This is a genomic window from Nocardia sp. NPDC004654 (assembly GCF_040609595.1).
In the GTDB taxonomy this organism is placed as follows: Bacteria; Actinomycetota; Actinomycetes; order Mycobacteriales; family Mycobacteriaceae; genus Nocardia.
On sequence record NZ_JBEXKI010000004.1, the window covers coordinates 660,672 to 687,142 of the forward strand.

The 26,471-nt window shown below is 67.2% G+C and carries 27 protein-coding genes; 9 read left to right on the plus strand and 18 right to left on the minus strand.

Annotated elements, in window-relative coordinates:
* Positions 1-131: 131 nt before the first annotated feature.
* Genes ABZV58_RS17325 through clpS form a run of 3 tightly spaced genes read right to left on the minus strand, consistent with a single transcriptional unit; the run spans position 132 to position 2,128 of the window.
* On the minus strand, positions 132-1,190 hold the full coding sequence (locus ABZV58_RS17325; RefSeq protein WP_355001099.1) for a P1 family peptidase: 1,059 nt from the start codon (positions 1,188-1,190) through the stop codon (positions 132-134).
* A 2-nt stretch (positions 1,191-1,192) separates the two neighbouring features.
* The gene (locus tag ABZV58_RS17330; protein ID WP_355001100.1) at positions 1,193-1,762 is read right to left on the minus strand and encodes a DUF2017 domain-containing protein; all 570 of its coding nucleotides are present in this window, start codon (positions 1,760-1,762) and stop codon (positions 1,193-1,195) included.
* A gap of 45 nt (positions 1,763-1,807) precedes the next feature.
* Positions 1,808-2,128 carry an ATP-dependent Clp protease adapter ClpS gene (clpS, locus tag ABZV58_RS17335; protein ID WP_067790717.1) on the minus strand — a complete coding sequence of 107 codons (321 nt, stop codon included), beginning with the start codon at positions 2,126-2,128 and terminating at the stop codon, positions 1,808-1,810.
* 84 nt (positions 2,129-2,212) lie between these two features.
* On the opposite strand from clpS, the gene ABZV58_RS17340 reads away from it, so the two are divergent.
* The 5 genes from ABZV58_RS17340 to ABZV58_RS17360 all read left to right on the plus strand — a co-directional run bounded on the left by ABZV58_RS17340 (position 2,213) and on the right by ABZV58_RS17360 (position 7,993).
* Positions 2,213-3,526 carry a nicotinate phosphoribosyltransferase gene (locus ABZV58_RS17340; RefSeq protein WP_355001101.1) on the plus strand — a complete coding sequence of 438 codons (1,314 nt, stop codon included), beginning with the start codon at positions 2,213-2,215 and terminating at the stop codon, positions 3,524-3,526.
* 166 nt (positions 3,527-3,692) lie between these two features.
* Complete coding sequence (locus ABZV58_RS17345; protein WP_355001102.1) at positions 3,693-4,262, plus strand: nicotinamidase; 570 nt, start codon at positions 3,693-3,695, stop codon at positions 4,260-4,262.
* A gap of 67 nt (positions 4,263-4,329) precedes the next feature.
* Positions 4,330-4,875, plus strand: coding sequence for a hypothetical protein (locus ABZV58_RS17350; protein ID WP_355001103.1), 546 nt, complete (start codon positions 4,330-4,332; stop codon positions 4,873-4,875).
* 32 nt (positions 4,876-4,907) lie between these two features.
* Complete coding sequence (locus tag ABZV58_RS17355; RefSeq protein WP_355001104.1) at positions 4,908-6,953, plus strand: ATP-dependent DNA helicase; 2,046 nt, start codon at positions 4,908-4,910, stop codon at positions 6,951-6,953.
* Between the two features lie 332 nt (positions 6,954-7,285).
* Positions 7,286-7,993, plus strand: a complete 708-nt coding sequence (locus ABZV58_RS17360; protein WP_355001105.1) for a methyltransferase domain-containing protein — start codon at positions 7,286-7,288, stop codon at positions 7,991-7,993.
* Positions 7,994-8,111: 118 nt separating this feature from the next.
* Here the strand turns inward: ABZV58_RS17360 and ABZV58_RS17365 are convergent, their stop codons facing one another.
* Genes ABZV58_RS17365 through ABZV58_RS17380 form a run of 4 tightly spaced genes read right to left on the minus strand, consistent with a single transcriptional unit; the run spans position 8,112 to position 11,177 of the window.
* Positions 8,112-8,876, minus strand: a complete 765-nt coding sequence (locus ABZV58_RS17365; RefSeq protein ID WP_355001106.1) for an ESX secretion-associated protein EspG — start codon at positions 8,874-8,876, stop codon at positions 8,112-8,114.
* Positions 8,873-10,162, minus strand: a complete 1,290-nt coding sequence (locus ABZV58_RS17370; RefSeq protein WP_355001107.1) for a hypothetical protein — start codon at positions 10,160-10,162, stop codon at positions 8,873-8,875. The genes ABZV58_RS17365 and ABZV58_RS17370 overlap by 4 nt, the downstream gene beginning before the upstream one ends.
* 3 nt (positions 10,163-10,165) lie before the next feature.
* A complete protein-coding gene (locus tag ABZV58_RS17375; protein ID WP_355001108.1) occupies positions 10,166-10,567 on the minus strand; it encodes a hypothetical protein in 402 nt (133 codons plus the stop codon).
* Positions 10,568-10,601: 34 nt separating this feature from the next.
* Positions 10,602-11,177, minus strand: a complete 576-nt coding sequence (locus ABZV58_RS17380; RefSeq protein ID WP_355001109.1) for a DUF3558 domain-containing protein — start codon at positions 11,175-11,177, stop codon at positions 10,602-10,604.
* Between the two features lie 538 nt (positions 11,178-11,715).
* Between ABZV58_RS17380 and ABZV58_RS17385 the strand changes: the two genes are divergently transcribed.
* The 4 genes from ABZV58_RS17385 to ABZV58_RS17400 all read left to right on the plus strand — a co-directional run bounded on the left by ABZV58_RS17385 (position 11,716) and on the right by ABZV58_RS17400 (position 14,138).
* Positions 11,716-12,300 (plus strand): YbaB/EbfC family nucleoid-associated protein, encoded by a 585-nt coding sequence (locus tag ABZV58_RS17385; RefSeq protein ID WP_355001110.1) that lies wholly within the window; start codon positions 11,716-11,718, stop codon positions 12,298-12,300.
* Positions 12,301-12,302: 2 nt separating this feature from the next.
* A complete protein-coding gene (locus ABZV58_RS17390; protein ID WP_355001111.1) occupies positions 12,303-12,644 on the plus strand; it encodes a type VII secretion target in 342 nt (113 codons plus the stop codon).
* A gap of 3 nt (positions 12,645-12,647) precedes the next feature.
* A complete protein-coding gene (locus tag ABZV58_RS17395) occupies positions 12,648-13,529 on the plus strand; it encodes a hypothetical protein (protein ID WP_355001112.1) in 882 nt (293 codons plus the stop codon).
* Positions 13,530-13,649: 120 nt separating this feature from the next.
* Positions 13,650-14,138, plus strand: coding sequence for a hypothetical protein (locus ABZV58_RS17400; protein WP_355001113.1), 489 nt, complete (start codon positions 13,650-13,652; stop codon positions 14,136-14,138).
* 133 nt (positions 14,139-14,271) lie between these two features.
* Here the strand turns inward: ABZV58_RS17400 and ABZV58_RS17405 are convergent, their stop codons facing one another.
* The 11 genes from ABZV58_RS17405 to glgP form a co-directional block, all read right to left on the minus strand.
* The gene (locus ABZV58_RS17405; protein ID WP_355001114.1) at positions 14,272-15,039 is read right to left on the minus strand and encodes an ESX secretion-associated protein EspG; all 768 of its coding nucleotides are present in this window, start codon (positions 15,037-15,039) and stop codon (positions 14,272-14,274) included.
* Positions 15,036-16,367 (minus strand): hypothetical protein, encoded by a 1,332-nt coding sequence (locus ABZV58_RS17410; protein ID WP_355001115.1) that lies wholly within the window; start codon positions 16,365-16,367, stop codon positions 15,036-15,038. The genes ABZV58_RS17405 and ABZV58_RS17410 overlap by 4 nt, the downstream gene beginning before the upstream one ends.
* 9 nt (positions 16,368-16,376) lie before the next feature.
* Positions 16,377-16,796, minus strand: a complete 420-nt coding sequence (locus ABZV58_RS17415; RefSeq protein ID WP_355001116.1) for a hypothetical protein — start codon at positions 16,794-16,796, stop codon at positions 16,377-16,379.
* A 95-nt stretch (positions 16,797-16,891) separates the two neighbouring features.
* Positions 16,892-17,503, minus strand: a complete 612-nt coding sequence (locus ABZV58_RS17420) for a DUF3558 domain-containing protein (protein ID WP_355001117.1) — start codon at positions 17,501-17,503, stop codon at positions 16,892-16,894.
* A gap of 126 nt (positions 17,504-17,629) precedes the next feature.
* Entirely contained in the window at positions 17,630-18,373 is a 744-nt protein-coding gene (locus ABZV58_RS17425) for a hypothetical protein (protein WP_355001118.1), read from the minus strand.
* A 197-nt stretch (positions 18,374-18,570) separates the two neighbouring features.
* Complete coding sequence (locus ABZV58_RS17430) at positions 18,571-20,256, minus strand: protein kinase (RefSeq protein WP_355001119.1); 1,686 nt, start codon at positions 20,254-20,256, stop codon at positions 18,571-18,573.
* Between the two features lie 21 nt (positions 20,257-20,277).
* Positions 20,278-20,916, minus strand: coding sequence for a formylglycine-generating enzyme family protein (locus ABZV58_RS17435; protein WP_355001170.1), 639 nt, complete (start codon positions 20,914-20,916; stop codon positions 20,278-20,280).
* Positions 20,917-21,065: 149 nt separating this feature from the next.
* Positions 21,066-21,461: a Rid family hydrolase gene (locus ABZV58_RS17440; RefSeq protein ID WP_355001120.1), complete on the minus strand. Its 396-nt coding sequence runs from the start codon at positions 21,459-21,461 to the stop codon at positions 21,066-21,068.
* 120 nt (positions 21,462-21,581) lie between these two features.
* A complete protein-coding gene (locus ABZV58_RS17445) occupies positions 21,582-22,124 on the minus strand; it encodes a DoxX family protein (protein ID WP_355001121.1) in 543 nt (180 codons plus the stop codon).
* Positions 22,125-22,245: 121 nt separating this feature from the next.
* Positions 22,246-23,607, minus strand: coding sequence for an NCS2 family permease (locus ABZV58_RS17450; RefSeq protein ID WP_355001122.1), 1,362 nt, complete (start codon positions 23,605-23,607; stop codon positions 22,246-22,248).
* A 217-nt stretch (positions 23,608-23,824) separates the two neighbouring features.
* Entirely contained in the window at positions 23,825-26,455 is a 2,631-nt protein-coding gene (gene glgP / locus ABZV58_RS17455; RefSeq protein ID WP_355001123.1) for an alpha-glucan family phosphorylase, read from the minus strand.
* Between the last annotated feature and the right edge of the window lie 16 nt (positions 26,456-26,471).

The window sequence follows — 26,471 nt, forward strand, 5'->3', positions numbered from 1 at the left end:
ATATTCGCCTATTCCCGCCGCCTCGCTCCCCGGTCCTTGTTTCCCACGTTCGTCGGCACACAGGTTCTGATCATCGGTACGGCGTGTCGCGCGGCGAGTCGATGTGTGGCAGGGCGAAAAGGTCTGTGGGGTCAGCCCAGGAAGAGGTCGGTGTAGGTGGGGATGGCGGCGACGGGGGTGGCGGTGAGGATGGCGTTCACGAGGGCGCGTTCGACGCACAGTGCGGCGGCGGTGCAGAGGGCGTCGAGGAGCAGCAGGTCGTCGGGGAAGGCGGGCGGGAGCGGGACGGGCGCGATCCGAGCGGTTCCGGTGGACACGGCGAACAAGGTGTCGCCGTCGAGCGGGGAGTGCGCGGGCCGGATGGCGCGGGCGAGGCCGTCGTGCGCGGTGGTGGCCATCCGGCGGCATCCGGCTGGTTCCAGTGGCGCGTCGGTGGCGACGACGCCGATCGTGGTGTTGAGAACGGTGCCTTTCACCGGCAACGCGTTCGCCCTGGCGAGGCGCTCCGGACTGGCCGGACGCAAGCCGAACCACTCGGGTCCGTCGGTGCCGACTCCCCACGGCAGACCGGTGCGCGGATCGAATACCGACCCGACCGGGTTGGCGACAACCAGCGCGGCAACGGTGACGCCAGCGGCCGGGCCGTCACCGAGCACCAGGCTCGCGCTGCCGATGCCGCCCTTGATCGATCCGGCGCGCGCACCGACCCCCGCACCCACCGAGCCGCGCGCGAAATCGGCGGACGCCGCGGCGGCGGCGCGGTACCCGAAATCGGCGGTCGGCCGCGTGTACCAGTCGCCGACCGGGAGATCGAAGATCACCGCGCCCGGCACGATCGGCACCACCCGGTCGGCGTCTTCGGGATCCATCGGAATGCCTTCGCCGTGCTCCTCCAGCCACCGCATGACGCCGTCGGCGGCGGCCAAGCCGTAGGCGCTGCCGCCAGTGAGCAAGATCGAGTGGACCTGGCGAACAGTGTTGGACGGGTCGAGCAGATCGGTCTCGCGGGTGCCGGGTCCGCCGCCGCGCACGTCGACGGCGGCGACCGCACCGCCCGGCGCGCGCACCACCGTGCAGCCGGTGGCCGCGCCGGAACCGAGGGTGGCGTCGGGGTCGAGGGCGTGGTGATGGCCGACGAGCAGACCGGCGACGTCGGTGAGCGAATCGCGGGGGCCCGGCACTGCGTTCATGGTCAGGGAGCGAGCGCCTGCAGCAGCGTGTCCTGCATCCAGGTCAACCAGTGGTAGACGTCCAGGTGCGGACCGCGCGGATCATCGGGCTCCAAATGGTCGGGCGTGTCGGCCTCGATCCCCAGCACGGTGCCCAGCGCGAGCCGGACGTCGGTGAGCGCGGTGAGCCACGCGTCGGCCTGTTCCGGAGTGAGCACGATCTTGCCGCCGTCCGGCGGGACGGTGTCGAGCACCACCGCGCCCGCGGCGAGCTTGTTATCGATGATCTCCGGCTCGTGCAGGCCGCGCAGCGCGCTGTTGAGATCGGCGCGATCGGCATCCGGGGAACCGGGCTCGGCGCGATGGAAGTCCGGCAGCAGCCGCAACAGCCGCGGGTCGTCCGGCGGGGCCGTGTTGCCGGTGCGCAGGCCGGTGAGCGCGGCGAGTTCGTCCTCGGGCGCCGACTGCGAACGCTCGGTCAGCAGCCCGGACACCGCGCCGACCAGGGAGCGCAGTACCCCGGCCTCTCTCGCGTCCATCTCGGTCCGCAATTTGAGGCCGCTCAACGAGTTCTTGCGGCTCCACTTACGCACCGCGCCTGCTCCGTTCACGCACGAGCGCCAGGGTAGTCGTACCGATCAGTCGTCCCGTTGCATGGTCGCCCACAGGCCAGCCGCGTGCAGTCGACGGACGTCTTGCTCCATTTTGTCGCGCGATCCGGACGACACCACAGCCTTCCCTTCGTTGTGCACCTGCAGCATCAATTCGGTCGCCTTGGCTTTGCTGTACCCGAAGAGCTTCTGGAAGATGTAGGTGACGTAGTGCATCAAGTTGACCGGGTCGTCCCACACCACGGTCACCCACGGACGGTCCTCCGCCTCCAGGATCTCGGTGTACTCGACCGCTTCCGGAGTCGCCTGTGCCGCCGACAGTGTCGAGTTCGTTTCGCACAAGCTCATAACGTCCAGGGTACGACTCGACTCCGGAGATACAACACCCGCGCACCGCCCGCCCCGCGAGTCCCGCTGGCTACAGTGGCCGGTGTGGACCACCGCGACGCCGTCGCCAGCACCGCGCTGCTGACCGACCAGTACGAACTCACCATGCTGGCCGCCGCGCTCGCCGACGGCTCCGCGCATCGCACGTGCACCTTCGAAGTATTCGCCAGGCGCTTGCCGCACGGCCGTCGCTATGGCGTCGTCGCCGGAACCGGACGTTTGCTCGAGGCGCTCGCGGACTTCCGGTTCGGGGAATCGGAACTGGCGATCGTCGCCGAATTCCTGGACGAGCGGACCCTGAACTGGCTGCGCGACTACCGGTTCACCGGCGACATCGACGGCTACGCCGAAGGCGAACTGTATTTCCCGGGTTCACCGGTTCTTTCGGTGCGCGGCAGCTTCGCCGAGTGCGTCGTGCTGGAGACGCTGGCGCTGTCGATCCTCAACCACGACAGCGCGATCGCCTCGGCCGCGGCACGCATGGTGAGCGCCGCCGCGGGCCGCAGGATGATCGAGATGGGTTCGCGGCGCACTCACGAACTGGCCGCGCCCTCGGCGTCCAGGGCCGCCTATCTCGCGGGCTTCGACGCCACCTCGAACCTGGAGGCGGTACGTCGCTACGGACTGCCGGGCGCGGGCACCAGCGCGCACGCCTTCACCTTGCTGCACAGCGGCGCCGATGGCGCGCACGAGGCCGCCGCGTTCCGCAGCCAGGTCCAGACGCTCGGCGTCGGCACCACCTTGCTGGTCGACACGTTCGACATCACAAGGGGCGTGGCCGCCGCGATCGAGGTCGCGGGCACCGAATTGGGCGGTGTGCGCATCGATTCCGGTGATCTCGGCGTGCTGGCCAGACAGGTGCGCGATCAGCTCGACCGACTCGGCGCGAAGAAGACCCGCATCATCGTCTCCGGCGATCTGGACGAGAACGCGATCGCCGCGCTGCGCGCCGAACCCGTCGACGTCTACGGCGTCGGCACCGCGCTCGTCACCGGATCGGGCGCGCCGACGGCAGGCATGGTCTTCAAGCTGGTGGAAGTGGACGGGCTGCCGGTCGCCAAGCGCAGCAGCCACAAGGAATCGCGCGGCGGCACCAAGAAAGCCGTTCGGCTGGCGCGCGACACCGGCACCATCGTCGAGGAGATCGTCTACCCGGCGACCGGCCCCGCGCCCGCGTCGGGGGAATTCGAGGCGCGGCAGTTGCTGGTCCCGCTGGTGCGTGACGGCAAAGTCGTCGACGGGCTGCCGACCTTGGCCGAGGGCCGCGCGCTGGTGTCGAGCGGTTTGATCAGCCTGCCGTGGGAGGGCCTCAAGCTCTCCGACGGCGAGCCCGCCATTCCGACGACGTTCCTGAGCTGAGTGGTCACCGGCTCGAGGTGACCTCCAGCGTGTCAGGCGGGATGAAGGTCGGGTTGGCGCTCATGATTCCCTCCGTACGAATCGAATTCGCCGGGTGAGACGAGGCGGCAAGAGGTAATCACCGGCGGGGTAGTCTTCGCTTACATCACGCGAAAGGTGTCATGAGATGAACCGGGCGTTGATCATCGTCGACGTACAGAACGACTTCTGCGAAGGCGGTTCGCTGGCCGTCGACGGAGGCGCCGCGGTCGCCGATCGCATCAGCGACCACGCGACCACCGGCGATTACGCCGCCGTCGTCGCGACCCGCGACTATCACGTCGACCCGGGCGCGCACTTCTCCGCCGACCCGGACTACGTGGACAGCTGGCCCCCGCACTGCCGCGCGGGCACCCCGGGCGCCGACTTCCACCCGAATCTGGACACCGCGCCGATCCAGGCGGTCTTCTCGAAGGGCGAATACTCCGCCGCCTATTCGGGTTTCGAGGGCTCGACCGCCGAAGGCGTCATTCTCGCCGAGTGGCTGCGCGAGCACGACATCGACACCGTCGACGTGGTCGGCATCGCCACCGATCACTGCGTGCGCGCCACCGCGCTGGACGCCAGGTCGGCCGGGTTCGAGACGCGCGTGCTGCTCGAGTTGACCGCGGGCGTTGCCCAGGCCACGACCGACAAGGCGATCGATGAGATGCGAACCGCAGGCATCGAGGTCGCGGGGGAACTGCCCGTTCGCTAGACGGTTGGTCACACCGCCGCTCGTCCCGGCACGGCCGGACCTTCGGCTGCCCTTTAGAGTCCCGCCCGTGGATTACCGATTTCCGGCGAGCGCTCGCGCAGCCGTCGCCCGGGCGCTGGCCGACGCCGACGACATCGCCCGCGCCGCGGACATCGTCTTCTGGTCCAACCCGGCGACCGAGGAACTGCGCGCCGACCCGGTCCGCCGCCGCACCGCGCTGCCGCCCGCCTTCGCCAACCTGATGGTGCTCGCCTCGCTGGACGAGCATGTCGGCGACCGCGGCTTCGGCCGCTACCTCGCGCGGCGGGTCGACGAACTCCCCTGGGTACCCGGCGCGCTGCGGGCCGCGGGTATGCCGGGGCTGGCGGCGGCGGTGGTGGTCGCCGGGTACGAAGCGCTCGCGGAATCGCACGACGACGCCGACCTGGATCGACTGTGGGACGACGAGTACGCCGTGCTCGACCACCCCGACCAGATCAGGCAGCCGCCGGACAGCTCGCGGAAGAACCATGCGGACGCGCTCTACGACGCCAACGAACCCGCGGATTTCCAGCGACGCGTGCTGGAGTACACGCGCGCCAACCTGGACGACTTCGTGCGGCCCGACCGGTGAACCGTGTCGGTGCCGAGCAGTAGGCTGCACGCGTGCCCGAACTGCCCCCAGTCTCCGACCTTTTGGCCACCGCCGTGCACGCGCTCGGCGGCAAGGAGCGCTCCGGGCAGGTGACGATGGCGACGGCCGTCGACCACGCGATCGATACCAAGGAGCATCTGGCCGTGCAGGCCGGCACCGGCACCGGCAAGTCGCTGGCCTACCTGGTGCCGAGCCTGCGGCACGCGGTGCGCACCGGGCGCACGGTGGTGGTGTCGACCGCGACGATCGCGCTGCAACGCCAGCTGGTCGACCGCGACCTCCCCCGCCTCGCCGAGGCGCTGGCCAAGCCGCTCGGCCGCCCGGCCCGCTTCGCGATTCTGAAGGGCCGCAACAACTATCTGTGCCTGAACAAGATCAACAGCGCCATTCCCGACGAGCCCGCCGAGGCCGAGCTGTTCGACGCGTTCGCCATCTCCCGCCTCGGCCGCGAGGTGCAGCGCCTCAACGACTGGGCCTCGAACACCGAGACCGGCGATCGCGACGAACTCGCGCCGGGTGTGACCGACCGCGCATGGCGCCAGGTCAGCGTGTCCTCGCGCGAGTGCCTGGGCAAATCGCGCTGCCCGTTCGGCCAGGACTGCTACGCCGAGCGCGCCCGCGCCGAGTCCGCACAGTCCGACGTGGTGGTGACCAACCACGCGCTGCTCGCCATCGATGCCATCAGTGGCATCCAGGTGCTGCCCGAACACGATGTCGTCGTCATCGATGAAGCGCACGAGCTCGTCGACAGGGTCACCGGGGTGGCCACCGCCGAGCTGGCGCCGACCGCGATCAGCGCCGCCGCCCGCCGCTGCGCCAAGCTCATCGACGAACGCGAGCTGGATCGGCTCGAAGGGGCGGCCGAGGCCTGGCACGAGGTCCTCGACGCGTTGCCGCCCGCCCGCTGGGACACGATGCCCGAGGGCGTCGCGCAGGTGCTCGCCCTGGTGCGCGATGCCGCGTGGAACGCCCGCACCGAACTCGCGCCGCCCGGCAGCAGCACCGCGCAGGGCGATCCCGAGACGGCGGCCGCCCGCAACCTGGCGGTCGCCGCGATCGACGAGATCCACGACAGCGCCGTCCGCGCGCTCACCGCGTTCGACGAACCCGATCCGGCGTCCCGGCGCGACGTCATCTGGCTGGCGGCCGAGGACGCGCGCGGCGGCGTGCCGCGCAAGACGCTGCGCATGGCGCCGCTGTCGGTGGGCGGACTGCTGCGCTCGCGGCTGTTCGGCACCGCCACCGTCGTGCTCACCTCGGCCACCCTGCAAATCGGCGGGTCCTTCGACGGGCTCGCGGTCACCTGGGGCCTGCCCGCGCAATCCCCGAACCGCCCCGACACCGGGACGGCCAACGGCGCGCAGGCGCCGTCCGACACCGAGACCGTGCGCTGGAGTTCGCTCGACGTCGGCTCCCCCTTCGACCACGCGAAATCCGGCATCCTCTACGTCGCCAAGCATCTGCCACCGCCGGGCCGCGACGGTCTGCCGCCCGCCTACCTCGACGAGATCGAGCGCCTGATCGACGCGGCGGGCGGACGCACGCTCGGCTTGTTCTCCTCGATGCGCGCCGCCCGCGCCGCCACCGACGCCCTGCGCGACCGCCTGAACACCCCGGTGCTTTGTCAGGGCGAGGACTCGACGGGCGCGCTGGTGCGCAAGTTCGCCGACGATCCGGAGACCTCGCTGTTCGGCACCCTGTCGCTGTGGCAGGGCGTCGACGTGCCCGGCCCGTCGCTGAGCTTGGTGATCCTGGACCGCATTCCGTTCCCCCGGCCCGACGACCCGCTGCTCGCCGCCCGGCAGCGCGCGGTCGAATCCCGCGGCGGCAACGGTTTTCTCACCGTCGCGGCCAATCACGCGGCGCTGTTGCTCGCCCAGGGCACAGGCAGGCTGCTGCGCAGCGTGGACGATCGCGGCGTCGTCGCGATCCTCGACTCCCGGTTGGCCACCGCCCGCTACGGGGGTTATCTGCGGGCCACGCTCCCGCCGTACTGGGAGACCGCGGATCCGGAGGTAGTCGTGAAGGCGTTGAAACGTCTCACGGCGAACGTCTGACCGCGTACGTCCCCGCCGGGAAGACGCTCGACCGGACTCACCGGCGGTCGGTTTCCGCTCGTGCCCTACGTTGCCCGGCCGTCGAGGCCGGATCGCGAATCCCGGCCTACCGCACTGTGGGAACCAAGCTGTGACACCTCTCACAATCAACTGTCGTTGATTCCGCATGGAAGTAAATTGGGTGGTGGTACTTCGGTGGACCCCAATTCCCGCACCGGACGTATCGGCGATCCCCGCGCCAAGCCCTGCACGCGGCGCGGGGATATCGCCAAGAACCTTTCTCGGCGCAAAATTCGCTGTCGCACCCCTGCGGCGTATGAGACGGTTTCCAGATGAAGCACCCCACCGAAACCGACGCACTCGGTGAATTCCTGATCAGCGCAAGATCTTTGGCCGAGTATCGCGCCATCTTCGAACTCTCCGAAGCCGACCTGCGCGGCCGCCGCATACTCGACTGCCCCGGCGGCGCAGCGAGTTTCGCCGCCGAAGCCGCCGCGCTCGACGCCGACGTCACCGCCACCGACCCCATCTACGCCAGGACCGCCGCCGAACTGCGCGAGCTCGCCCGCACCGAGACCGAACGCGGAAGCGCCTACGCCGGAGCCCACCACACTCGCTACCGCTGGGACTTCTACGGCGACCCGGACAACCTCCAGTCCGTCCGGCTGTCCGCCGCCACCCGCTTCGGCGCCGACCTCACGGCCCACCCCGACCGCTACGTCGCCGCCCAGCTCCCGGCACTCCCCTTCCAGGACAATAGCTTCGACCTCGCCCTGAGCTCCCACCTGCTGTTCACCTACGCCGACCGCCTCGACGCCGACTTCCACCTCGCCGCCCTACTCGAACTCGCCCGCGTCACCCACGGCGAAACCCGCCTCTACCCCCTCGTCGACCACACCGGCCACCCCCAAGACAACCTCGTCACCTATCTCCGAAAGAGTCTCCACGACAAGGGAATCCCTACCACCCTCCGCCCCACCGGCTACGAATTCCACCACGGGGCGACCACCATGCTCGTCCTACACCCGAACCAGAATTGACCCGCGGCCGGATGATTCCGCTCGATGCCGACTCGACCTGTTGGACGCATCCGCGAGATCACCGGTCAGCGAGCGTGACCAGCGACGGAAACGATCCATGGGGCAGCGCCTCGGCCGCTCACCAACTGCGCGCAACGGGGCGATGCGCTTGGATCAAATGCTGCAGCTGCCGTTGAATCTCCTCGGCGGGGCCGGGCGTCAGCGTGAACTCGTCCTTGTCGTGGTTGTGCAACAGGTACCGACCGTCGGCGGGTAGATAGTCCATCCAGTGGAACCCGCGGCCGTCCGTGGTCGGCCTGGAGTCGATGGCGCCGCCGCGGAAGACGTTGATCTCCCCGAGCCCCGAACGCGGCCGCTGCACGATCCGACGGGCCTCCTCGGTGTAGGAGGCCGGACGTTCCCCGTGCGGTGCACGATTCACCTCGGATCGCCGGGCTGTCACCGGACGCAGCTGTCCCGCAGCACATTTCGGCAGCGCTGCGGCGACATGCGCGGCCACGCCCTGCGACGGACAGACCGTCAACGCGATGTCACGGCCGTAGTTCTGGTTCGGCCCGGGCTGTTGTACCGCCACGGTCGCGGTGTCGCCGACGATTCCGGCGTGCACCCGGACCACCTGCTCGAAGTCACGCCCGTAGAAACCGTGCACCTCGACCCGAACCTGCGGCTCCAACAGCACATTCAACGCATCGAACAACTCGCGCCCGGCAAAGCCCGACATCTCCCGCGCCGTCTGCCTGCGCAGCCGCTCGTAGTCCTCCGCACCCTCGATGCTCGGATCGTCCACGAGGACGCGCAGCGGATAGGGCAATCGATCCCGGCCGAAAGCCTCCACCGCCAACTCGAACATCAAACCGCTCAAACGCCAACGGTGTTCGGTCATGCCCCAATCACTCCACCCGGTGGCAGCGCCGGCGGCTGCGTCCCGAGCAATTCATCGCCATGGTCATAGATCAGATAGTCCGGCGTCTTGTGCTCATCGTCGTCATCGCCCTTGCCGCGAGCGGCCGGCGCACCCATACCGGGCATGCCCGCCCGACCGGTGCCCGCCGGGCGACTGTTGGCCAACCCTCCCGTCGGCCCCGACTGTCCCGGTAGATTCCCGCCCGGCACCGACCGCCCGGGCGACGGGATCGTCGGCACACCCGGACCCGGCCCGCCAGGGCCAGGCCCAGAAGGCGTCGGCAGACCCGTATTCGGCAGCTTGGTGTCGGGAACCGTCGCGGCGGGCGTGGTGGAGGCAGGCGTGGTCGATGTCGGATCGGTCGGAGTCGCGCTCTGCGGAGTCGTGCTCTGCGGGTCGTCCGTCGTCGGGTACTCGGGCGTTTCCGTGTCCGTCGGGTCGTCGGTGCCCGGATCACCACCCGGTCCTGGGCCCGGACCGGGGCCAGGACCGCCGGGACCTGGACCGGGTCCGGGAATTACCGGTTCGTCTTTCTTGCCGTCGGTCGTGCTGGACGGTTCGGGGAGGATGGGCGTGTTCTTGTCCACGTCCTTCGCGCCGGGCATGTAGTACGTCTTCATGACGTATCGCGCCTGGTTCTCCGCTTCCTCGGCGCGATACGAGGGACCCTTCACGATGTTCTGGAAGGGTAGGACATCGATGATCTTGTCGCCGACGGTGAGGTTGTCGGGCTTGCCGACCGAGGATTTTGCCTGCTCGAGATGGCCTTCGATGAGATCCAAACCGTGAGCGACCATTTGGAACGATGCGGCGAGCTGAGTAAACGTCGTGGCGAACTGGCGGGTGGCCTCGATGGCCTTGGTCCCCGACTTGCCGTTCCACTTTTCCTCGATGGATTTTTCGACTGCGGTCTTGAACTCGTCTACCGCGGCACGCGAATCGCGGCTGAGGTCACGCCAACCGTTCGCCTTGCTGTTTATCTCGCTGTGGTTGACCCCTTCGAGCGCGTTGTAGATTTCCTCATGCGACATGGTGTCGAAGGGATCGTCGACCTTGATGACAGTGTCCGCGAACCGCGAGTTGTTGTATTCGGCAAGCAATCCCGCCCATTCGCTGCCGACGATCTGCCGATCCTGGTTCCACTTACTGTTCTCTTGCTCTTCGCGATTCTTGTCGTCGCGTTCGTTTTTACCCGCATCCAGGATCGAATCGCCGACGATGCCGGTAACGCCGAATGCGTACTTCCAGTCTTCGAAAGCAACCATCACTTACCACTCCTGGCCCTGCTGTGAGAGCTGCTGCGCATTGGCCTGGTCGGTCTCGGACATCGTCTTCGCCGCGAGCTCGTAGGTCTGCTTCATCAGGGTCAGGACTTCGATGCTCTGCTTCAGTCGCAAGACGGCAGCGTCATTACCATCCGAGGCTTTGAGCGCGAACTTGTCCTTCAGTGCCACCGCGGAAGCCAGTGTGCCGAACCCGCTCACGTATGCGAGGAACCCGGCCTGCCGGACCAACCCGTCAAGCTTCTTGCCCATCTGTTCGGCGTGACCGGCCAGTTCGCGGCCAATCTCTGGATCCATCCGCAATTCACCGGATTCGGCCTGTTGCTTCAAGGTCTGCCAATGGGCCACCATCCCTTGGACTCGCGCGCCAGGCTGCTCAGTCGCCACTTTTCGTTTTCTCCCTAGACCTGCTCGCCGCCAATCACTTCGGCAGGAACGGCTCGACCTGTTTGGCATGCTGCACCGCGAGGTCGCACGGAGGAGCCTGCGTAATGGACGCGCGCTCGCTGTAGCGCCAACCAACGATCACGTTGAACATGCCATCCGCCGACGGAAAACTGACGTAGCACTCGAGCTGGTCCGGATCGTTCTTGTCTCGGTACGTAAGTCCGGCCCTCGCACCGATCGTCACCGGCTGGAAACCGGTCACGGTGCTGTTCTGCAGGACCTCGTCTTGCGTACGAGTCGAGGCTGCGACTGTCATGAGGTAAGGACCCTGTGTAGAGACCCACTGGCATGCACGCCAGGCCGCTGCTCCCGACGGCGGATCAGTCACGGTGTCCTTCGAAGCGGGATCGACCTTGGCGGCTTTCAACGCATCCGCGGACAAATCGGTGCACGGATTGAACATCACAGTCTTCTCACCATTGGTCGGACTCGCCGCCCCCTCGGTTCGCGCATTCCCGTCCACCACCGACGAGCACCCAACCACACTCCCCGCCAACGCAACCCCGGCGAACAACGCCGCCACTCCCCTGCTCACAGCGCTCGTTCCCATGATTCTCCTGATGCTCGACGCGGAGCACCCAGCCAGCGTTCTACGCGCCGGATCCCCCTCGGTTCCCACTCGGGCAAGGCCAGCTTATCCAAAGGCGACCAAGCGCCCAACAGCTCCGGAGAGTCGCGCTTCTCCGCACAACGGCCGCTGGTCATGGTGTGCCGGGCTGTTCGCCGAGCGGAGGACGACAGCGCGGGTCTTGTTCGATCGCTGCCCCGGAAACGAGGGTGAGCGTCCGGTCGGCCGCGTACCGACGCGGTGTGGATGCGCCAGCGCGGCGTCTGGATCACAGGGCAACGTAGGCGTTTTCGAGCCGCCGGGCAGCGGCTGGCGGAGACGGTGTGCTCGGCGGGTGCCGTATGGCGCCGAAATTCGATGGAACCGATCGGATCGCCGTCACGTCGAATGAAGTAGTAACCCGCACTCCGAAACCTTCGGAGCGAGATTTGCGCGGGACGACCCCAGACGACATGGTGTGTGCGGCGGGAGATCGCCGTGTAGGACGACAGTCGTCGAGGCTGCGATGAGGGGAGTGTTCATGGTCGGATTCACCGCGGAAGCTATGGAGCGCTACGCGGCGGATATGGAACGCCGAGCCAGACAGTTCGAGGAGTTGCAGGGGCGGATGGCGGCGGTCACCGCTACGGGGTCGAGCCCGAGCGGCCGGGTCACCGTCACGGTCGACAACAACGGCGTTCCCTCCGCGATCACCCTGTCGGCCGCCGCGCGCGGCGCGGATCCGTCGACGCTGGCCGCCGAGATCATGTCCACCATGCGCAGTGCGCAGGCACGTCTGCGCACTGCGGTGTCCGATACCGTGCGTAATTCCGTCGGCGACGACCCGGTCGGTGCCGCGATCATCCAGAATTTCAGGGAGCGCTTCCCCGAGGAGCAAGCGGCCGAGCAGGTCACCCCGCCGCCACCTGTCCAGCCGCCGACGCCACCTGTTCCGAATCCGGTGCCGCCACCGGTGCCGCCCGCGTTCGGTCATGCTCCGGGTTGGCCGGGCGAACCGCCTGCGCCGCAACCGCGTTCGCGCAAGCCCGACCGCGAGCAAATCGTCACCCCGGACGAACCGGACGACGATGACGACTACTTCAACAAGAAATCCTGGCTGGTGTAGACATGGGCGGCGAAGCACTGTCGGTAGATCCCGACGAGGTCCGCAACCACGCGGAGAATCTGAAGTCCGTGATCCAGGACTTGGACCTGGCCTTGGAGGCAGCCTCCTACCTGGGCAACGCCGACGACGGGTACGGGAAGATACCGCGCCCGGTCGTGAGCTGGCTGCTCGACGACAACTTCGAGGGCGCCGTCTCCGCGATTCGAAAAGTCGCCGAGAGCGTCGCGGCGCTGCCGGACAAACTCACAACGGTGGCCACCACGTTCGAAGCCAAAGACGCCAGTTTCGGTAAGGCTTTGAGCGACCTGCGCGAGACCATCGGCGAATCCGGGGGAACGAAGTAGACCATGGCGCACAACGACGCGGAAGCGCCCGACAACGAACTACTGAAGAACGACGACGACGAGCTCGCGGTCGACCATCGAAACAACTACTACCAGGAGGATGTCTCCTGGCTGCACGAAGTCGGTTTCGCGAGCAACGACGACGGCGTACCGGGGGTCATCGATGGCACCGTCGCCGGTGACGCCTGGAAAGTCTTCGCCGACCTCGGCAAGGGTGATGTGCTGTCGGTGGTCACCGGCGGCATCGCCACGGGCGTCACCATCGCCGACGCCTTCATAGATCCCTTCGCCTTCGTGGCCGAGCAGATCGTCGATTGGATGCTCACGCACGTCGAGCCGCTCCGGCTGTGGCTCGACGAACTGGCCGGATCCCCCGATATGGTCCAGGCCTACGCGGATTCGTGGACGAAGATCGCCGAGAAGATGGTCGAGACGGCGACGAGCTGGGAGACGGGCCTGGCCAAGGACATCTCCACCTGGACCGGCGATGCTGGCGAAGCGTACAAAGCCACCGCGAACGCGCTGATCGGCAAGATCTCGGCCGCAGGCGGTGTCTCCGCCTCCATGGGCAAGATCATGGAGATCGTGCAGAAGGTCATCGACGCTTTCCGCACGCTGGTCCAGGACGTGCTGGCGAGTCTGGCCGGCGCCCTGATCGGCTGGACGCTCGAGCTGATCGTTACCGCCGGTGCCGCCATCGTGCATGTGGGTCCTGCCGCTGGCGCGCGGATCGCCCGCGACTCGGTCAAGGTTTCCATGCTGATCGTGAAAATGCTCGAGGCACTGAAGGATCTGGGCCCGTACAAGGAAGCCCTCACGGCGGTCATCACCGGGATCGCGGAAGACCAAGCGCAACAACAGCAGCCGCAACCACAACCCGCCTAGCCGGAGTCGAACCGCTATGCGGTGCATAGGAGGAAGATCGCTGTGCGTAAACAGCAGGATGAGTCACGGCCGGATCACGCGGCAGACGGTCTACCGGGTGGGACGCGGAACCGGTGGCGAATGTTGCCCACCGCACCGCCGGACCCGCTCGAGGCCTATCGTCCCGAGCCGGGCCCGACGGGCATCCGGGTCGATGCCCAGTACTACCGGCCGTGGCCGCTGGGTTTCGTCTACGGCACGACCGGACCGCGAATCCTGTTGAACGGCAACGAGATACCGGATACCAGCTGGGGTGAGACGCACATCCCCACCCAGCCCGGTCGCTATACGGTGGAGGTCCGCACTCGCCCGCCCGCGGCATGGGTGCGATGGACCATCAACCGGGTGTGGTGGGAGGACATGGGGCAGGCGGTGGCCGAGGTGCCGGTACATCCCGGCGCGCAGACGCCGGTCTATTACCGGTCGCCTGGTCTCCAGTACTACCAGGGTGCGATCGGCGCGGAGCCGAAACGCTATCCCGCGCTCAACTGGATGCGTTTCAGCTGGGTGATCGTGGGGTTGTTCGCGGCAATGATCGTCGCGGGTGTCGTGGTGTATCTCGGACGGTGATGCCGGGCGGCCCAGGGCGCCAACCACACCCCGGGTGCCTGGTTGCGGACCGAGCCAGGGTGGCGATGGCTTCAGGGCGTCGCACTCGCCGAGTACGGCGACTGGCGTCCTGTGGCTCCGTTGAGGACGGCTGTCACCAGCGACGGGCAACCGGGCGGTGTGTCGACTCGATCAGGGTGGTCAACTGACGCTCGATCTCCTCCGGGCCACCGGGCGTGACGGTGAAATCCTCGCCGCCTTGGTGATAGAGCAGATACCTGCCGTCCGCGGGAAGGTAATCCAGCCAATGGAATCCACGCCCGTCGTTCGTCGGCCTGCTGTCGTACGCCGCACCCCGATAGGCGGTGATCTCTCCGAGACCGGATCGGGGACGCCGCAGAATGCGGTTCAACTCCTCGGTGTGGGACAAGCGGGTGGGGTGCTGGGCGTAATCCGTCCGGCCCAGATCGGAGCGACGCCCCCGGATCGGAGAATGCCGACCTTCCGCGCATCTCGGTAGATGGGCAACGATATGCCGACCGACGGCTCGTGCGGGACAGTGCCAGAGCAGCACGTCGCGGCCGTACTGCTGAGTCGGCCCCGGCAACTGCACCGCGACGGCCGCCCAATCACCTTCCACGCCCGCGTGAATGCGAACGACCTGAGCGAAATCGCGCCCGAAGAAGCCGTGCACCTCGACGCGGACTTGTGGCTCGAGTAGCACCTGCAATGCGCCGTGCAAGCGATGATCGGCGATCCGGCCGAGTCGCTGCCCGGCTTCGGCGCGCGCACGTAGGTAGTCGTCGTGCGCCTCGATACCCTCGACCGTGTAGCGCAACGGATACGGCAGCCGGTCACGCCCGAACGCCTCCAGCGCCAGCTGGAACATGAAACCATCCAGACGCCAATGGTTTTCACTCATCCGCCGATCACTCCACCCGGCGGAAGCGCGGGCGGCTGAGTCCCGAGCAATTCATCTCCATGGTCGTAGATCAAATAGTCGGGCGTCTTGTGCTCATCGTCGTCATCACCCTTACCGCGAGCGGCTGGAGCACCCATGCCGGGCATGCCCGCTCTGCCGGTGCCCGCCGGGCGGCTGTTGGCCAACCCGCCGGAGGGCCCCGACTGTCCCGGAACATTCCCGCCCGGCACCGACCGCCCGGGCGACGGGATCGTCGGCACGCCCGGCCCGGGAGCCCCCGGGCCTGGGCCCGGCCCAGAGGGCGTCGGCAGACCCGTACTCGGCAGCTTGGTGTCGGGAACCGTCGCGGCGGGTGTGGTGGAGGCCGGCGTGGTCGACGTCGGATCGGTCGGAGTCGTGCTCTGCGGAGTCGTGCTCTGCGGGTCGTCGGTCGTCGGGTACTCAGGGGTTTCCGTGTCCGTCGGGTCGTCGGTGCCAGGATCACCCGGTCCTGGTCCCGGACCGGGACCAGGACCGGGGCCTGGACCAGGTCCGGGGATGACCGGTTCGTCCTTCTTGTCGTCGATCTTGCTCTTCGGCTCGGGCAGGATCGGCGTGTACGGGTCTACTTCGTCCACGACCCCGGGCTGATACACCCGATCCATGAAGTCCCGCACCCGATTCTCGGCTTCGTCGGCGCGGTACTGGGCGCTCTTGAAAACCCCGTTGCCGGGAATGTGACCGATCACTTGATCGATGAACGACAGGCTGTGCGGCTCGTCGACGGTCTGCTGCGCCTGGGTCAGATACCCCTCGGTGAGATCCAGTCCACGGGCGACCATGTTGAACGTGACGATCAGCTTCTTCATCTCGTCCGCGTAGGACTTGGTGGATTCGACCACCGCGTTGGCGGTCTTGCCCTCCATGAAGTCGTCGATGTCGCGTTGCACGCCGGTGGAGAAGTCGTTGACGAGACGTTCGGCGGCGCGGACCATATCGCGCCAGCCGTCGGCGGCCTTGTTGATCTCGGGTTGCTTGACGTCCTTCAAGTGGTCGTAGATCCACTCGTGCGACTGCGAGAGGAAAGATTCCTTCTTGTCCCCCACGATCACTCGGTCCGCGTATCGTCCGTCGTACTGCGACTGCAGATCCGACCATGTCTTGTTGACGAACTGCCGGTCGGTATCCCACTGGTTCTGGTACTTCGATTGGCGATCGTTGAAGTCTTCCTCCTGGGTCTGCGCTTCGGATCGCGCGTGGAAGAAGTTGTACGCGTGACGCGGAACCGCGATCACTGGAACGCCATAGCTGGCGACGTTGGCCAGCCACTCGTGCGGAGGAGTCCCCATTACGCCTGCTTATACATCCGAGTTATTGAACTGACTGGCATTGGCCTGATCGGTGTCGGAAAGCTTGCGAATCGACAAGGCATAGGTATCGCGCATCAACGTAACGAGATCGATGTGCTTCTTCAGCTGATTGACCGCGGAGTCGGAGTCGTTGACCGCCTTGTTCTCGAACTTCCCCTTCAATGCTAGGGCGGAAGGAAGTGTCCCGAAACCGCCTATTTGGCCAAGATCAGATGCCTTGACGAGAAGGACATCCTCGAGTCCGTTGAGCATCGTCTCGGCGCGGTTGCGCAACGCATCGCCGATCTGGGGATCCATCCGAAACTCACCTGACTCGGCCTTCTGCTTATAGCCGCGCCACTGCGCTAAGGAATCATCTATTGACTGAGGGTTCTGCGGAGTCCCTGCAGGTTGGTTTTCATGCGCCATCAGCCCCTCCCTCTCTGACCAGTCTTCGAAGTGAACCGCGACATCGGCACTCGTCGCGAAAGGAGGCCGCTCGGCCGCCTCCAGAAAGTCGAACCCTATTTCGGCAGAACCTGTTCGAAGTACGTCATATGTCGCTCAGCCAAGCCACAGGGCGGTGATTGCGGCATGGATTCACGCTCGCTGTATCGCCAAGCGATTCCGACCTCGAACATCCCCTGCGTCGCAGGAACACTGACGTAACAGGTCAGCTGGTCAGGATCGTGCCTCTTGGTGTGCACCACACCAGCCCTCGATCCTATGGCGACGTCTCCGATGATGAGGCTTTGGTCATTCGCTCGCCGCTCGGGGACAGTGCGGCGAGTGGAGAAGACGCTCACCGCATACGGGCCCTCGGTAGACCGCCAATTGCAGATCTTCCACCAAGCCTCATCGTTCGACTCACGGTCGGCGGTCACCTGCTTGGTCGCCGGATCCAACTTGTCCCCCCGCAACACCTCATCCGACAGTTCCGTACACGGATTGAACAGCGGCACGGACTCGTTGTGCGAGACCGGACTACTCCCCTCCTCCGTAGCATTACCACCAACGGTCGACATGCAACCCGCCAGCACAGAACTCACGGCAGCCGCGCCAACAGCCAGACGCACCGCGAACCTCTTCGACATCCCCATGGCTCGCATACCCCTCCTGACATCCAGCGCCGACAAGCCCTCACAGGATAGGACGCAACAGAATCCCCCTCGGTTCCCACTAGGGCCCGCCCAGCTTATCCGACGGCGACCAAGCGCCCAACGGCTCAGCAGAGCTGGCGCCTCTCACCACCACTGCACTGATCACGGCGTGTCGGGATCTGCACCAAGCGGAGGGTGATAGCGCGGATCTTGTTCGATCGCCGCACGGAAGCGAGGGTGCGCTTGGACGAAGGCGAACCTCTCGTCATAGATGGGCCGGTAGGTCACTCGCTGGGCACTCTTGCGGAACAGGTGAACGACCACCACCAAGCCCAGAAGCGAACCCGGGAACAGCGCCAATACCACCGGGCCGAGCAAGGGATCAATGTTCGCCACGCTCGCTATCACCACCGCGACGAGATTGACGGCCATCAGCAACAGGAGTGCGCGGGCGAGCCAGCGGTATAGCCGGGCAGTGCGGACACATCGGTCACAGACGGGCCACTCACCGACAACGATCGTCGAAACAGGCGAGATGCCAAGCCTTCTCGGCGACACGACTGTCTTGGCCATGTCTCGCGGCAAGTTCGAGCTATGGAAGCGAGGATGCAGGTCGGTGTCGTAGAAGCAAGCCCGCACCGCGCTTCGGGACACTGCCGAGCGACCATGCCCGGGACACACGTCGGGCAGTGGCTGCGCGATCTCCAGTTCGAGCGGTTCGACGCGTAGCGGCCGGTCCGTTTTCATCCAATGGGCTCGGGTGTTCGGCAAGGGCTCCCGGCACCGGCGCAGCTTGATCGTCACATCGTTCTCGTGCGTCCACGGCCGCTGATACACCATTGGAGTCGGCGGTAGCGGATCCGCTTCGAAGTCACCACTATTGGGACGGTACTGGTCACCGATCAAGCGGTCACCAACATGTCTCAGTCGCCGCACTGGCCACCCCCTCCTGATTCGGCGAAAGCCTACTTCACGTCCTGCATTCGGCTGGAGTCAGCGACGGCGCCGAGCCCGACGATCGGATTACGGACCGAATCTGGATGGCGCTGCCTCGAGCGTTGTAGTCGCGCCGAGTACGGCGATCGGCGCCTCGTGGGTCGTCCTCACGAGAGCGGCGCTTCGCGCCACCATTTCCGCACACCGTCCAGGTCGAGGTGGAGGGAGCCTTCCATGCTGTGGGTGTACATGAGGACGGTTTCGCGGTCGGCGTCACCGGTGAAGACGGTGACGATGCGGGTGTAGGTGAAGCCGGCTTCTTGGCGGTCGAGGGTGTAGTTGGTGTACGTCTTCGATCCGTGTGCGTCCTCGGAGCGTTTGTTGCTGGGGAGTGCGGCAACGACCGCTCGGGCGTCGGCGGCGGACCGGTAACGATAGAACTCGTAGTAGGGCGGGTTGAGGCTGTTCGGACCGACACCGTCGCCGCTGTAGCAGAACCAAGCTTCGGTCCAACTACCGAAGTCCGGGCGCTGCTGCATGTTCGAACTCTCGGTACTCCGGGTGGTGCGTTTGTCGCACTTCGCATTTCGGAAGCCCGGATCCAATCGGTCGGCGGGCACCATGCCGGGGAACTCTTGGTGGATGAGGTCGACGTCGGCGGGGTCCTTGGAGCTGTTGAGCGCCATCGCGGTGGCGACACCGCCGACGGCGAGCACCGCGACGGCGCACAAGACGGCGAGAAGGACGAGTGGCGAACGCCGTTGTGGCGAAGCGCCCATGGGCATCATGCCGCCCGGTCCCATTCGTGCCGGAGGGACGTGTCCGTGTCCTATCGGTGCTCGGCTCGGCGCGGGAACAGGCCCGTGCGCAACCGGCGCGTGCGACATCGGCGCTCGGCTCGGCGCCGGAGCAACCGGCCCATGCGACATCGGCGCCCCGCCAGCCGCGAAGTACGGCTGGGGCGGTGTCACCGTCGCGCCACCGATCGGAACCCCTACCGCCACTCCCGCTAGCGCCCGCGCCGCCGCCTCGGCGAATTCCCCACAGCTACCGAACCTTTGCTCGGCCCGCTTCGACAACGCCTTCGCGAGCACACCGTCCAACGCGACCGGCAGGCCGTGACGAAGACTGCTCAGCGGAGGCGGCGGCTGCTGCAAATGCCCTTGGATGACGACCGCGGGATTGGTGGAATCGAACGGAACCACGCCCGCCAGTAGCCAATACAGCGTGCAAGCCAGCGAGTACTGGTCGGTGCGGCCGTCGAGTGGCGCGCCGGTCAGCTGTTCCGGGGAGGCGTAGGTCAGGGTGGCGGTGAAGGTGCCGGTCTGAGTCAGGTGTCCCGCGTCGTCGCGCAGGCGCGCGATGCCGAAATCGGTGAGGAAGACGCGTTCTCGGTCGACGCCAGCGCGAGCGAGCAGGATGTTGGCGGGTTTGACGTCGCGGTGCAGGATGCCCGTGCCGTGCGCGTAGTCCAGCGCCTCGGCGGTCTCGGCGACGATCCGGATGGCGTGGTCGGGCGCGAGCGAGTTCGGGTCGGCTTCGGCGGCGTCGGAACCGTCGACGTACCGCATCGAGATCCACAGCTGCGAGTCCTCGATCCCGCGGTCGTAGACGGTAACGATGTTCGGGTGGTCCAGTTGTGCGACGAGGTCGGCCTCCCGTTCGAAGCGGGCGCGAATCTCGTTGTCGGCGAACATCTCCTGGTTCAGCAGCTTCAGCGCGGTACGTCGGGGCAGACGTGGATGCCTGGCCAGATACACCGAGCCCATGCCGCCGCGACCGAGCTGTCGCTCGATGACGTAGCCCGCGAAGACCTCCCCCTCGTGCAGCACGCCGCCCCCTCCTTCGTCCATCCACCGGCAAGCGTGCCGATGCTACCCCGAGCGAGCGACCCGGAACCCGACGTCATCGATCCGAAAGGTCGGATGGCTCCGCCGCCGCACCGACGCACGGCAGCTCCAGTGCTGATCGGACCACCCGCCCCCGCGCAGCACCCGATATTCCCCGTACACCTCGGCGTCGTACACGTCCCAGCACCAATCCCAGGTGTTGCCGAGCATGTCGTACAAACCCCAGGCATTGGGCACTTTCCCGCCGACCTCGTGCGCGCGCCCGCCAGAATTACCGCGATACCAAGCGATCTCGTCGAGCTCACCGTAACGCGGACCGGAAGTGCCCGCGCGGCAGGCATATTCCCATTCCGCCTCAGTCGGCAAGCGAAAGCCGTCCGCCGACACATCCCATTCCACAGCCGACCCGTCCACCCCATAGGCGGGCGCGAGCCCCGCACGTTCCGACAGCGCGTTGCAGAAGCCGACCGCGCCGAACCACGAAACGCTTTCCACCGGAGACCGATCCCCTTCGACCGAACTCGGCCGCAGCCCGGTGACCGACAGATACTGCTCCTGCGTCACCGCGACCGCGCCGATTCGATAGGGCGCGAGATCCACCTCCCAACTGCGCTCGGTGCGCCGATCCGACAGCCTCACCCGCCCCGCCGCGACGGCGACCAGCTCGATTTCCGCACTCATGATCCAGCGATCGTAATGTCCGCAGCTTGGAGCGGGCCCACGCGATTCGGCCGTCAGCCTCGCGCACGGCCGATTCGATGTTGCAAGCCGAGCCGGGCGGATGCGCACGGCACCCGCCCGGCACCGGGAACTCAGCCCCGCACCGCCACCGCGTCGACCTCGAAAAGCATGCCCGGCAACGCCAACGCCGCGACACCGAGCAAGGTCTGCGTCGGCGGCCGCTCACCCCAGATCTCGGCGATCTTCTTGCCGAGGACCGTGAGCTTGTCGAGATCGTGCTCGACGATGAACGTGCGCAGCTGCGCCACGTCGGCGTAGTCCAGCCCCGCCGAGCGCAGGGCGATGCCGAGGTTGGCGAAGGCCCGGTCCACCTGTCCCGCGAAGTCCTCGGTGGTGGTGTGTCCTTCGGCGTCCGAGTCGTACTGCCCGGCGATGAGCACCAGCTCCCCGGACACCCGCGCGACGTGGCTGTAGCCGAACCCGGTCGGGTCGTGCAGTTCGGCGGGGTTGCTGATCTCGATGGTCATCCGACTGTCTCCTTCAATCTCTGATCGGGCCGCACCCAGACGACGACGCGGCACCGCCGGGTGTGACAAACGAAAGCGGCGCGGCGATCCGATCGCCGCGCCGCCCACGTCAGGCCTTGCTCAGAGCACCCACTTGAGGATCAGCGTGAAGATGCCGGTGGCCACGGCGAGCACCACCGCGCCCGCGCCCCACACGAAACCGTTGCGCTCCCAAGGCCGTCCGGCGTCCACCGAGAACTTGCCGGAGCCGGTGAAGGCCAGTGTGGCGGCCACGGCGCCGAAGAGCAGCGGCATCTCCCAGCCGCCCTGGCCGAACAGGCCGGGACCCCAGGTGGCGTTGATCGCGTTGAGCATGGTGCCGAGCACGATGGCCGCCGCCAGCGGGGTGAGCACACCGGCAACCAGCATCAGACCGCCGACGACCTCGGTCAGACCGGCCAGGGTGCCGAACAATTTGCCCGGGTTGTAGCCCATCTGCTCGAAACTCGCCTGGGTGGCCTCGAGCCCGTAGCCGGAGAACCAGCCGAACAGTTTCTGCGCGCCGTGCGCGGCGAGCAGCGCGCCGAAGACGACCCGCAGGATCAGCAGGCCGATGTCGCTCGAGACGCCGTCGAGCGAGCTGGTGGTCTTGATATCGGGCAGTGCCGTGGACTTCGTGGTCATGCTGGTTCCTCATCCCTGCAACGTGGTCGTGGACACGATCGTCAGTTTCGGCAACTAATCGGACCGCGGTCCGATTGTCACACAGTTTGTGCCAACTCCGCGTTGCGGGGATCTATTCCGGCTACTCGGCCAGGAAGAAGAAATATCCGGCGAAGATGACCAACAGCGCCCACATGGCGGGATGGATCTCCTTGATCCGGCCGCGCGCGACCATCACCACGGGGTAGAAGATCATGCCCATGGCCAGCCCGTTCGCGATCGAATAGGTCAGCGGCATCATGATGACGGTGATGAACGCGGGCACCGAGTACTCGAGCCGGTTCCAATCGATCTCGCCGAGCGAACGCGCCATCAGAACGCCGACAACGATCAGCGCGGGCGCGGTCACCTCGGGAGACCCCGCGACCACCGCGAAGATCGGATAGCAGAACATCGCGAGCAGGAACCAGCCCGCGGTCGTCACCGCGGTCAACCCGGTCCGGCCGCCCGCCGAGACGCCCGCCGTGGATTCGACGTAGGCGGTGGTGGTCGAGGTGCCGATGACGGCGCCCGCCGCGGTGCCGACCGAGTCGGCGGCGAACGCGCTCGCGGCGCGCGGCAGCTTGCCGTCCATGTCCAGCAGCCTGGCCTGGTTGGCCACGCCGATGAGTGTGCCGGAGGCGTCGAAGAAGTCGACGAACAACATGGTCAGCACGACGACGGCCATCTGCGCGGTGAACGCGTCGGGCAGGTGGATGATCGCTTGCCCGAAGGTCTCGTCGAGTCCGCGCGGCAGTGCTGCGATGCCTTCCGGCAGCTCCACCAGCCCGGTGACGATGCCGAGCAGCGCGGTGAGCACGATGCCGTAGAGCACCGCGCCGTGCCAGCCCTTGACCAGGAACACCACGGTCACCAGCAGGCCGAACAGCGCCAGCAGCGTGGTGCCCGCGGTGAAATCGCCCAGTTTGACGAAGGTCGCCTCGCTCGCGGTGACGATGCCCGCGTTCTTCAGCCCGAGAAACGCGACGAACATGCCGATGCCCGCGCCCACCGCCAGCTTCAGTTGCAGCGGAATGGCATTGAGGATCTTCTCGCGGACCTTGGTGACGGCCAGCACGAAGAAGATGACGCCGGACAGGAAGGTCCCCGACAGCGCGACCTGCCACGGAATGCCCATGCCCAGCACCACCGAGAACGCGAAGAACGCGTTGAGCCCCATGCCGGGCGCCAGCGCGATCGGGTACCGCGCCCACAGTCCCATCACCAGGGTGCCGAACAGCGCGGCCACGGCGGTGGCGGTGAACACCGCCTGCATCGGAATACCCTTGTCGCCCAACGGGCCTTCGTCACCGAGGATCGCCGGATTGACCGCGAGGATGTAGGACATGGCCAGGAACGTCACCGTGCCCGCCATCAGTTCGCGGCGCATCGTCGAGCCGTTCTGGCCGACGCCGAAGTACGTGTCGATGCGACCCCGGGTTCGGGTCAGCAGGTCGGTTGCCATGGGTTCTCCAGTCCTGGCGGTCGAACAAGGGGATGCCCGGACACGTCAGGCGTACCTCCGCATCAGCTGCGGCCGTGCGTGGGCTGTCGACGGATTGCGTCCAGCAGCGCACCTTAGCGGACAATTCACCGAACACCGGAGCCGATGCGGGCCCCACCGCTCGAGGACACACGTGACACTGGTCACCCCCGCTTTCGCGGCCCGCTCTCCACCGCGGTCACGCGCTCGGCGCGACCACCAAGCCGAGTTCGGCGTCCGAGGCGAGCAGGTCGTTGTGCGGGAGCACGCGGACGGTGTACCCGACGGCGCCGGAGACCGGCAGCGGTGTCTCCACCCGGAAGAACTCCACGCCGGAATCGGACCCGACGTGCGTCATCGGCATGGTGGTGACATCGGAGAGCTCGTCGGTCGGCGAGACACGACCGATCACGGCCTGCACCACCACATCCGACAGGCTCAAACCGCCCAGCTCGACGCGCGCCGTGAGCGACAGCGGCGCGCCGATGATCGGCGTGTCCGGCAGCCCGGCGCTGTCCACCTGGATCACCTTCACCGACGGCCAGGCCGCCGCGACGCGTCCGCGATACTCCGCGGTCGCGCGCGCGCCCGCGAACTCGTCGCCCACCGCGCGCCGCAGTGCGTTCGCGGCGGGTGCGTAGTACTCCACGGCGTAATCCCGGACCATGCGGGAGGCCAGCACCTTCGGGCCGAGCGTCTGCAAGGTGTGCCGCACCATCTCGACCCAGCGCACCGGCATGTCCGAGCCGTCGCGGTCGTAGAACCGCGGTGCGACGGCGCGTTCGAACAGGTCGTAGAGGGCGGCGGCCTCCAGATCGTCGCGGCGGTGTTCGTCGGAGACGCCGTCGGCGGTGGGAATCGCCCAGCCGTTCTCGCCGTCGTACATCTCGTCCCACCAGCCGTCCCGGATGGAGAGATTGAGTCCGCCGTTGAGCGCGGACTTCATGCCCGAGGTGCCGCACGCCTCCAGCGGGCGCAGCGGATTGTTCAGCCACACGTCGCAGCCCCAGTACAGGTACCGGGCCATCGACATGTCGTAGTCGGGCAGGAAGACGATGCGATGGCGCACCTCGGGATCGTCGGCGAACCGGACGACCTGCTGGATCAGCGACTTGCCCCCGTCGTCGGCGGGGTGGCTCTTGCCCGCGACGACCAACTGCACCGGCCGCTCCGGATGCAGCAGCAGGGTGCGCAGCCGTTCCGGATCGCGCAGCATCAGGGTGAGGCGCTTGTAGGTTGGGACGCGGCGCGCGAAGCCGACGGTCAGCACATTGGGATCGAAGACCTGGTCGATCCAGCCCAGTTCCGCCGGGGCGGCGCCGCGCTCCAGCCAGGACGCGCGCAGCCTGCGGCGCACCTCGTCGACCAGCGTGGCGCGCAGCGTGTTCCGGGTGGACCACAGTTCGCCCAGATCCACATCGCGCAGCCGTTCCCAGCCGCGCGCCTCCTGGACCAGCTCCGCGCCGATGTGCTCGCGCGCCTTGTCGATCCACTCGCGCGCGGCCCAGGTCGGCGCGTGCACGCCGTTGGTGACCGAGCCGATCGGCACCTCCGCCGGATCGAAGCCCGGCCACAGCGGCGCGAACATCCCGCGGCTGACCTCGCCGTGCAGCTGGGACACGCCGTTGGCGCGCTGGGCGAGCCGCAGACCCATGTGCGCCATGTTGAACACCGACGGATCGGCCTCGCGTCCCAGCGCCAGGATGCGGTCCACGGAAAGCCCTGGCAGCATGGCGGATTCGGTCTCACCGTGTCCGCCGCCGAAGTAGCGGCGCACCAGCGGCATCGGGAAGCGGTCGATACCCGCGGGCACCGGGGTGTGCGTGGTGAACACCGTCCCGGCCCGCACCGTGGCCAGCGCGGTGTCGAAATCGAGTCCGCCCGAGACGTATTCGCGGATCCGTTCGACGCCGAGGAAGCCCGCGTGGCCTTCGTTCATGTGGAACACATCGGGGTCCGGTAGGCCAGCGGCGCGGGTGTAGGCGCGTACCGCGCGCACGCCGCCGATGCCCGCCAGAATCTCTTGCTTGATGCGGTGGTCCTGGTCGCCGCCGTACAGCCGGTCCGTGACGGCGCGCAGTTCCGGATCGTTCTCGGCGATGTCGGAATCCAACAGCAGCAACGGAATCCGCCCGACCTGCGCGATCCACACCCGCGCCCGCAGCACTTTGCCGTCGGGCATCGCCACGTGGACGAGCACCGGCGAGCCGGATTCATGGCCGTGATCCGTTGACCCCGCGTCACGCGAGCCGTCACTCGCGCCGCGGTCGCTGGTGAGCAGGCGCAGCGGCAGCCCTTGCGGGTCGAGCCTCGGGTAGTGCTCGATCTGCCAGCCGTCCGAGGACAGCGACTGCCGGAAGTACCCCGATCGGTACAGCAGGCCGACGCCGATCAGCGGCAGGCCGAGATCCGAGGCCGCCTTGAGGTGATCGCCCGCCAGGATGCCGAGACCGCCGGAATAGTTGGGCAGCACCTCGGTGACGCCGAACTCCATCGAGAAGTAGGCGATGCCGCGCGCGCCGTCCTCGTCGTTCTGGCGCTGGGACCAGCCGGGGCGGTCGAGATAGGCGCGCAGGTCCGCGGCGGCCGCGTCGACCCGGCCCGCGTAGTCCGCGTCGGCGGCCAGTTCGTCGAGCCGGTCGGCGGGCACCTCCCCGAGCATGCGGACGGGATCGCGCCCGACCTCACGCCACAGTTCGGGGTCGAGTTCCTCGAAGAGATCCTGCGTCGGCCAATGCCACGACCAGCGCAGATTCGTGGAGAGTTCGCCCAGCGCCGCGAGACGCTCGGGCAGATGGGCACGGACGGTGAATCGACGCAATGCCTTCACTCCGGGAACCCTACCG

What these genes read in the sequence shown, in the direction of transcription:
- ABZV58_RS17325 (WP_355001099.1), bottom strand. Translation starts at nt 1,190, where the DNA reads ATGAACGCAGTGCCGGGCCCCCGCGATTCGCTCACCGACGTCGCCGGT.
- clpS (WP_067790717.1), bottom strand. Translation starts at nt 2,128, where the DNA reads ATGAGCTTGTGCGAAACGAACTCGACACTGTCGGCGGCACAGGCGACT.
- ABZV58_RS17345 (WP_355001102.1), top strand. Translation starts at nt 3,693, where the DNA reads ATGAACCGGGCGTTGATCATCGTCGACGTACAGAACGACTTCTGCGAA.
- ABZV58_RS17360 (WP_355001105.1), top strand. Translation starts at nt 7,286, where the DNA reads ATGAAGCACCCCACCGAAACCGACGCACTCGGTGAATTCCTGATCAGC.
- ABZV58_RS17365 (WP_355001106.1), bottom strand. Translation starts at nt 8,876, where the DNA reads ATGACCGAACACCGTTGGCGTTTGAGCGGTTTGATGTTCGAGTTGGCG.
- ABZV58_RS17370 (WP_355001107.1), bottom strand. Translation starts at nt 10,162, where the DNA reads ATGGTTGCTTTCGAAGACTGGAAGTACGCATTCGGCGTTACCGGCATC.
- ABZV58_RS17380 (WP_355001109.1), bottom strand. Translation starts at nt 11,177, where the DNA reads ATGGGAACGAGCGCTGTGAGCAGGGGAGTGGCGGCGTTGTTCGCCGGG.
- ABZV58_RS17385 (WP_355001110.1), top strand. Translation starts at nt 11,716, where the DNA reads ATGGTCGGATTCACCGCGGAAGCTATGGAGCGCTACGCGGCGGATATG.
- ABZV58_RS17390 (WP_355001111.1), top strand. Translation starts at nt 12,303, where the DNA reads ATGGGCGGCGAAGCACTGTCGGTAGATCCCGACGAGGTCCGCAACCAC.
- ABZV58_RS17395 (WP_355001112.1), top strand. Translation starts at nt 12,648, where the DNA reads ATGGCGCACAACGACGCGGAAGCGCCCGACAACGAACTACTGAAGAAC.
- ABZV58_RS17400 (WP_355001113.1), top strand. Translation starts at nt 13,650, where the DNA reads ATGTTGCCCACCGCACCGCCGGACCCGCTCGAGGCCTATCGTCCCGAG.
- ABZV58_RS17405 (WP_355001114.1), bottom strand. Translation starts at nt 15,039, where the DNA reads ATGAGTGAAAACCATTGGCGTCTGGATGGTTTCATGTTCCAGCTGGCG.
- ABZV58_RS17410 (WP_355001115.1), bottom strand. Translation starts at nt 16,367, where the DNA reads ATGGGGACTCCTCCGCACGAGTGGCTGGCCAACGTCGCCAGCTATGGC.
- ABZV58_RS17415 (WP_355001116.1), bottom strand. Translation starts at nt 16,796, where the DNA reads ATGGCGCATGAAAACCAACCTGCAGGGACTCCGCAGAACCCTCAGTCA.
- ABZV58_RS17430 (WP_355001119.1), bottom strand. Translation starts at nt 20,256, where the DNA reads ATGGACGAAGGAGGGGGCGGCGTGCTGCACGAGGGGGAGGTCTTCGCG.
- ABZV58_RS17440 (WP_355001120.1), bottom strand. Translation starts at nt 21,461, where the DNA reads ATGACCATCGAGATCAGCAACCCCGCCGAACTGCACGACCCGACCGGG.
- ABZV58_RS17445 (WP_355001121.1), bottom strand. Translation starts at nt 22,124, where the DNA reads ATGACCACGAAGTCCACGGCACTGCCCGATATCAAGACCACCAGCTCG.
- ABZV58_RS17450 (WP_355001122.1), bottom strand. Translation starts at nt 23,607, where the DNA reads ATGGCAACCGACCTGCTGACCCGAACCCGGGGTCGCATCGACACGTAC.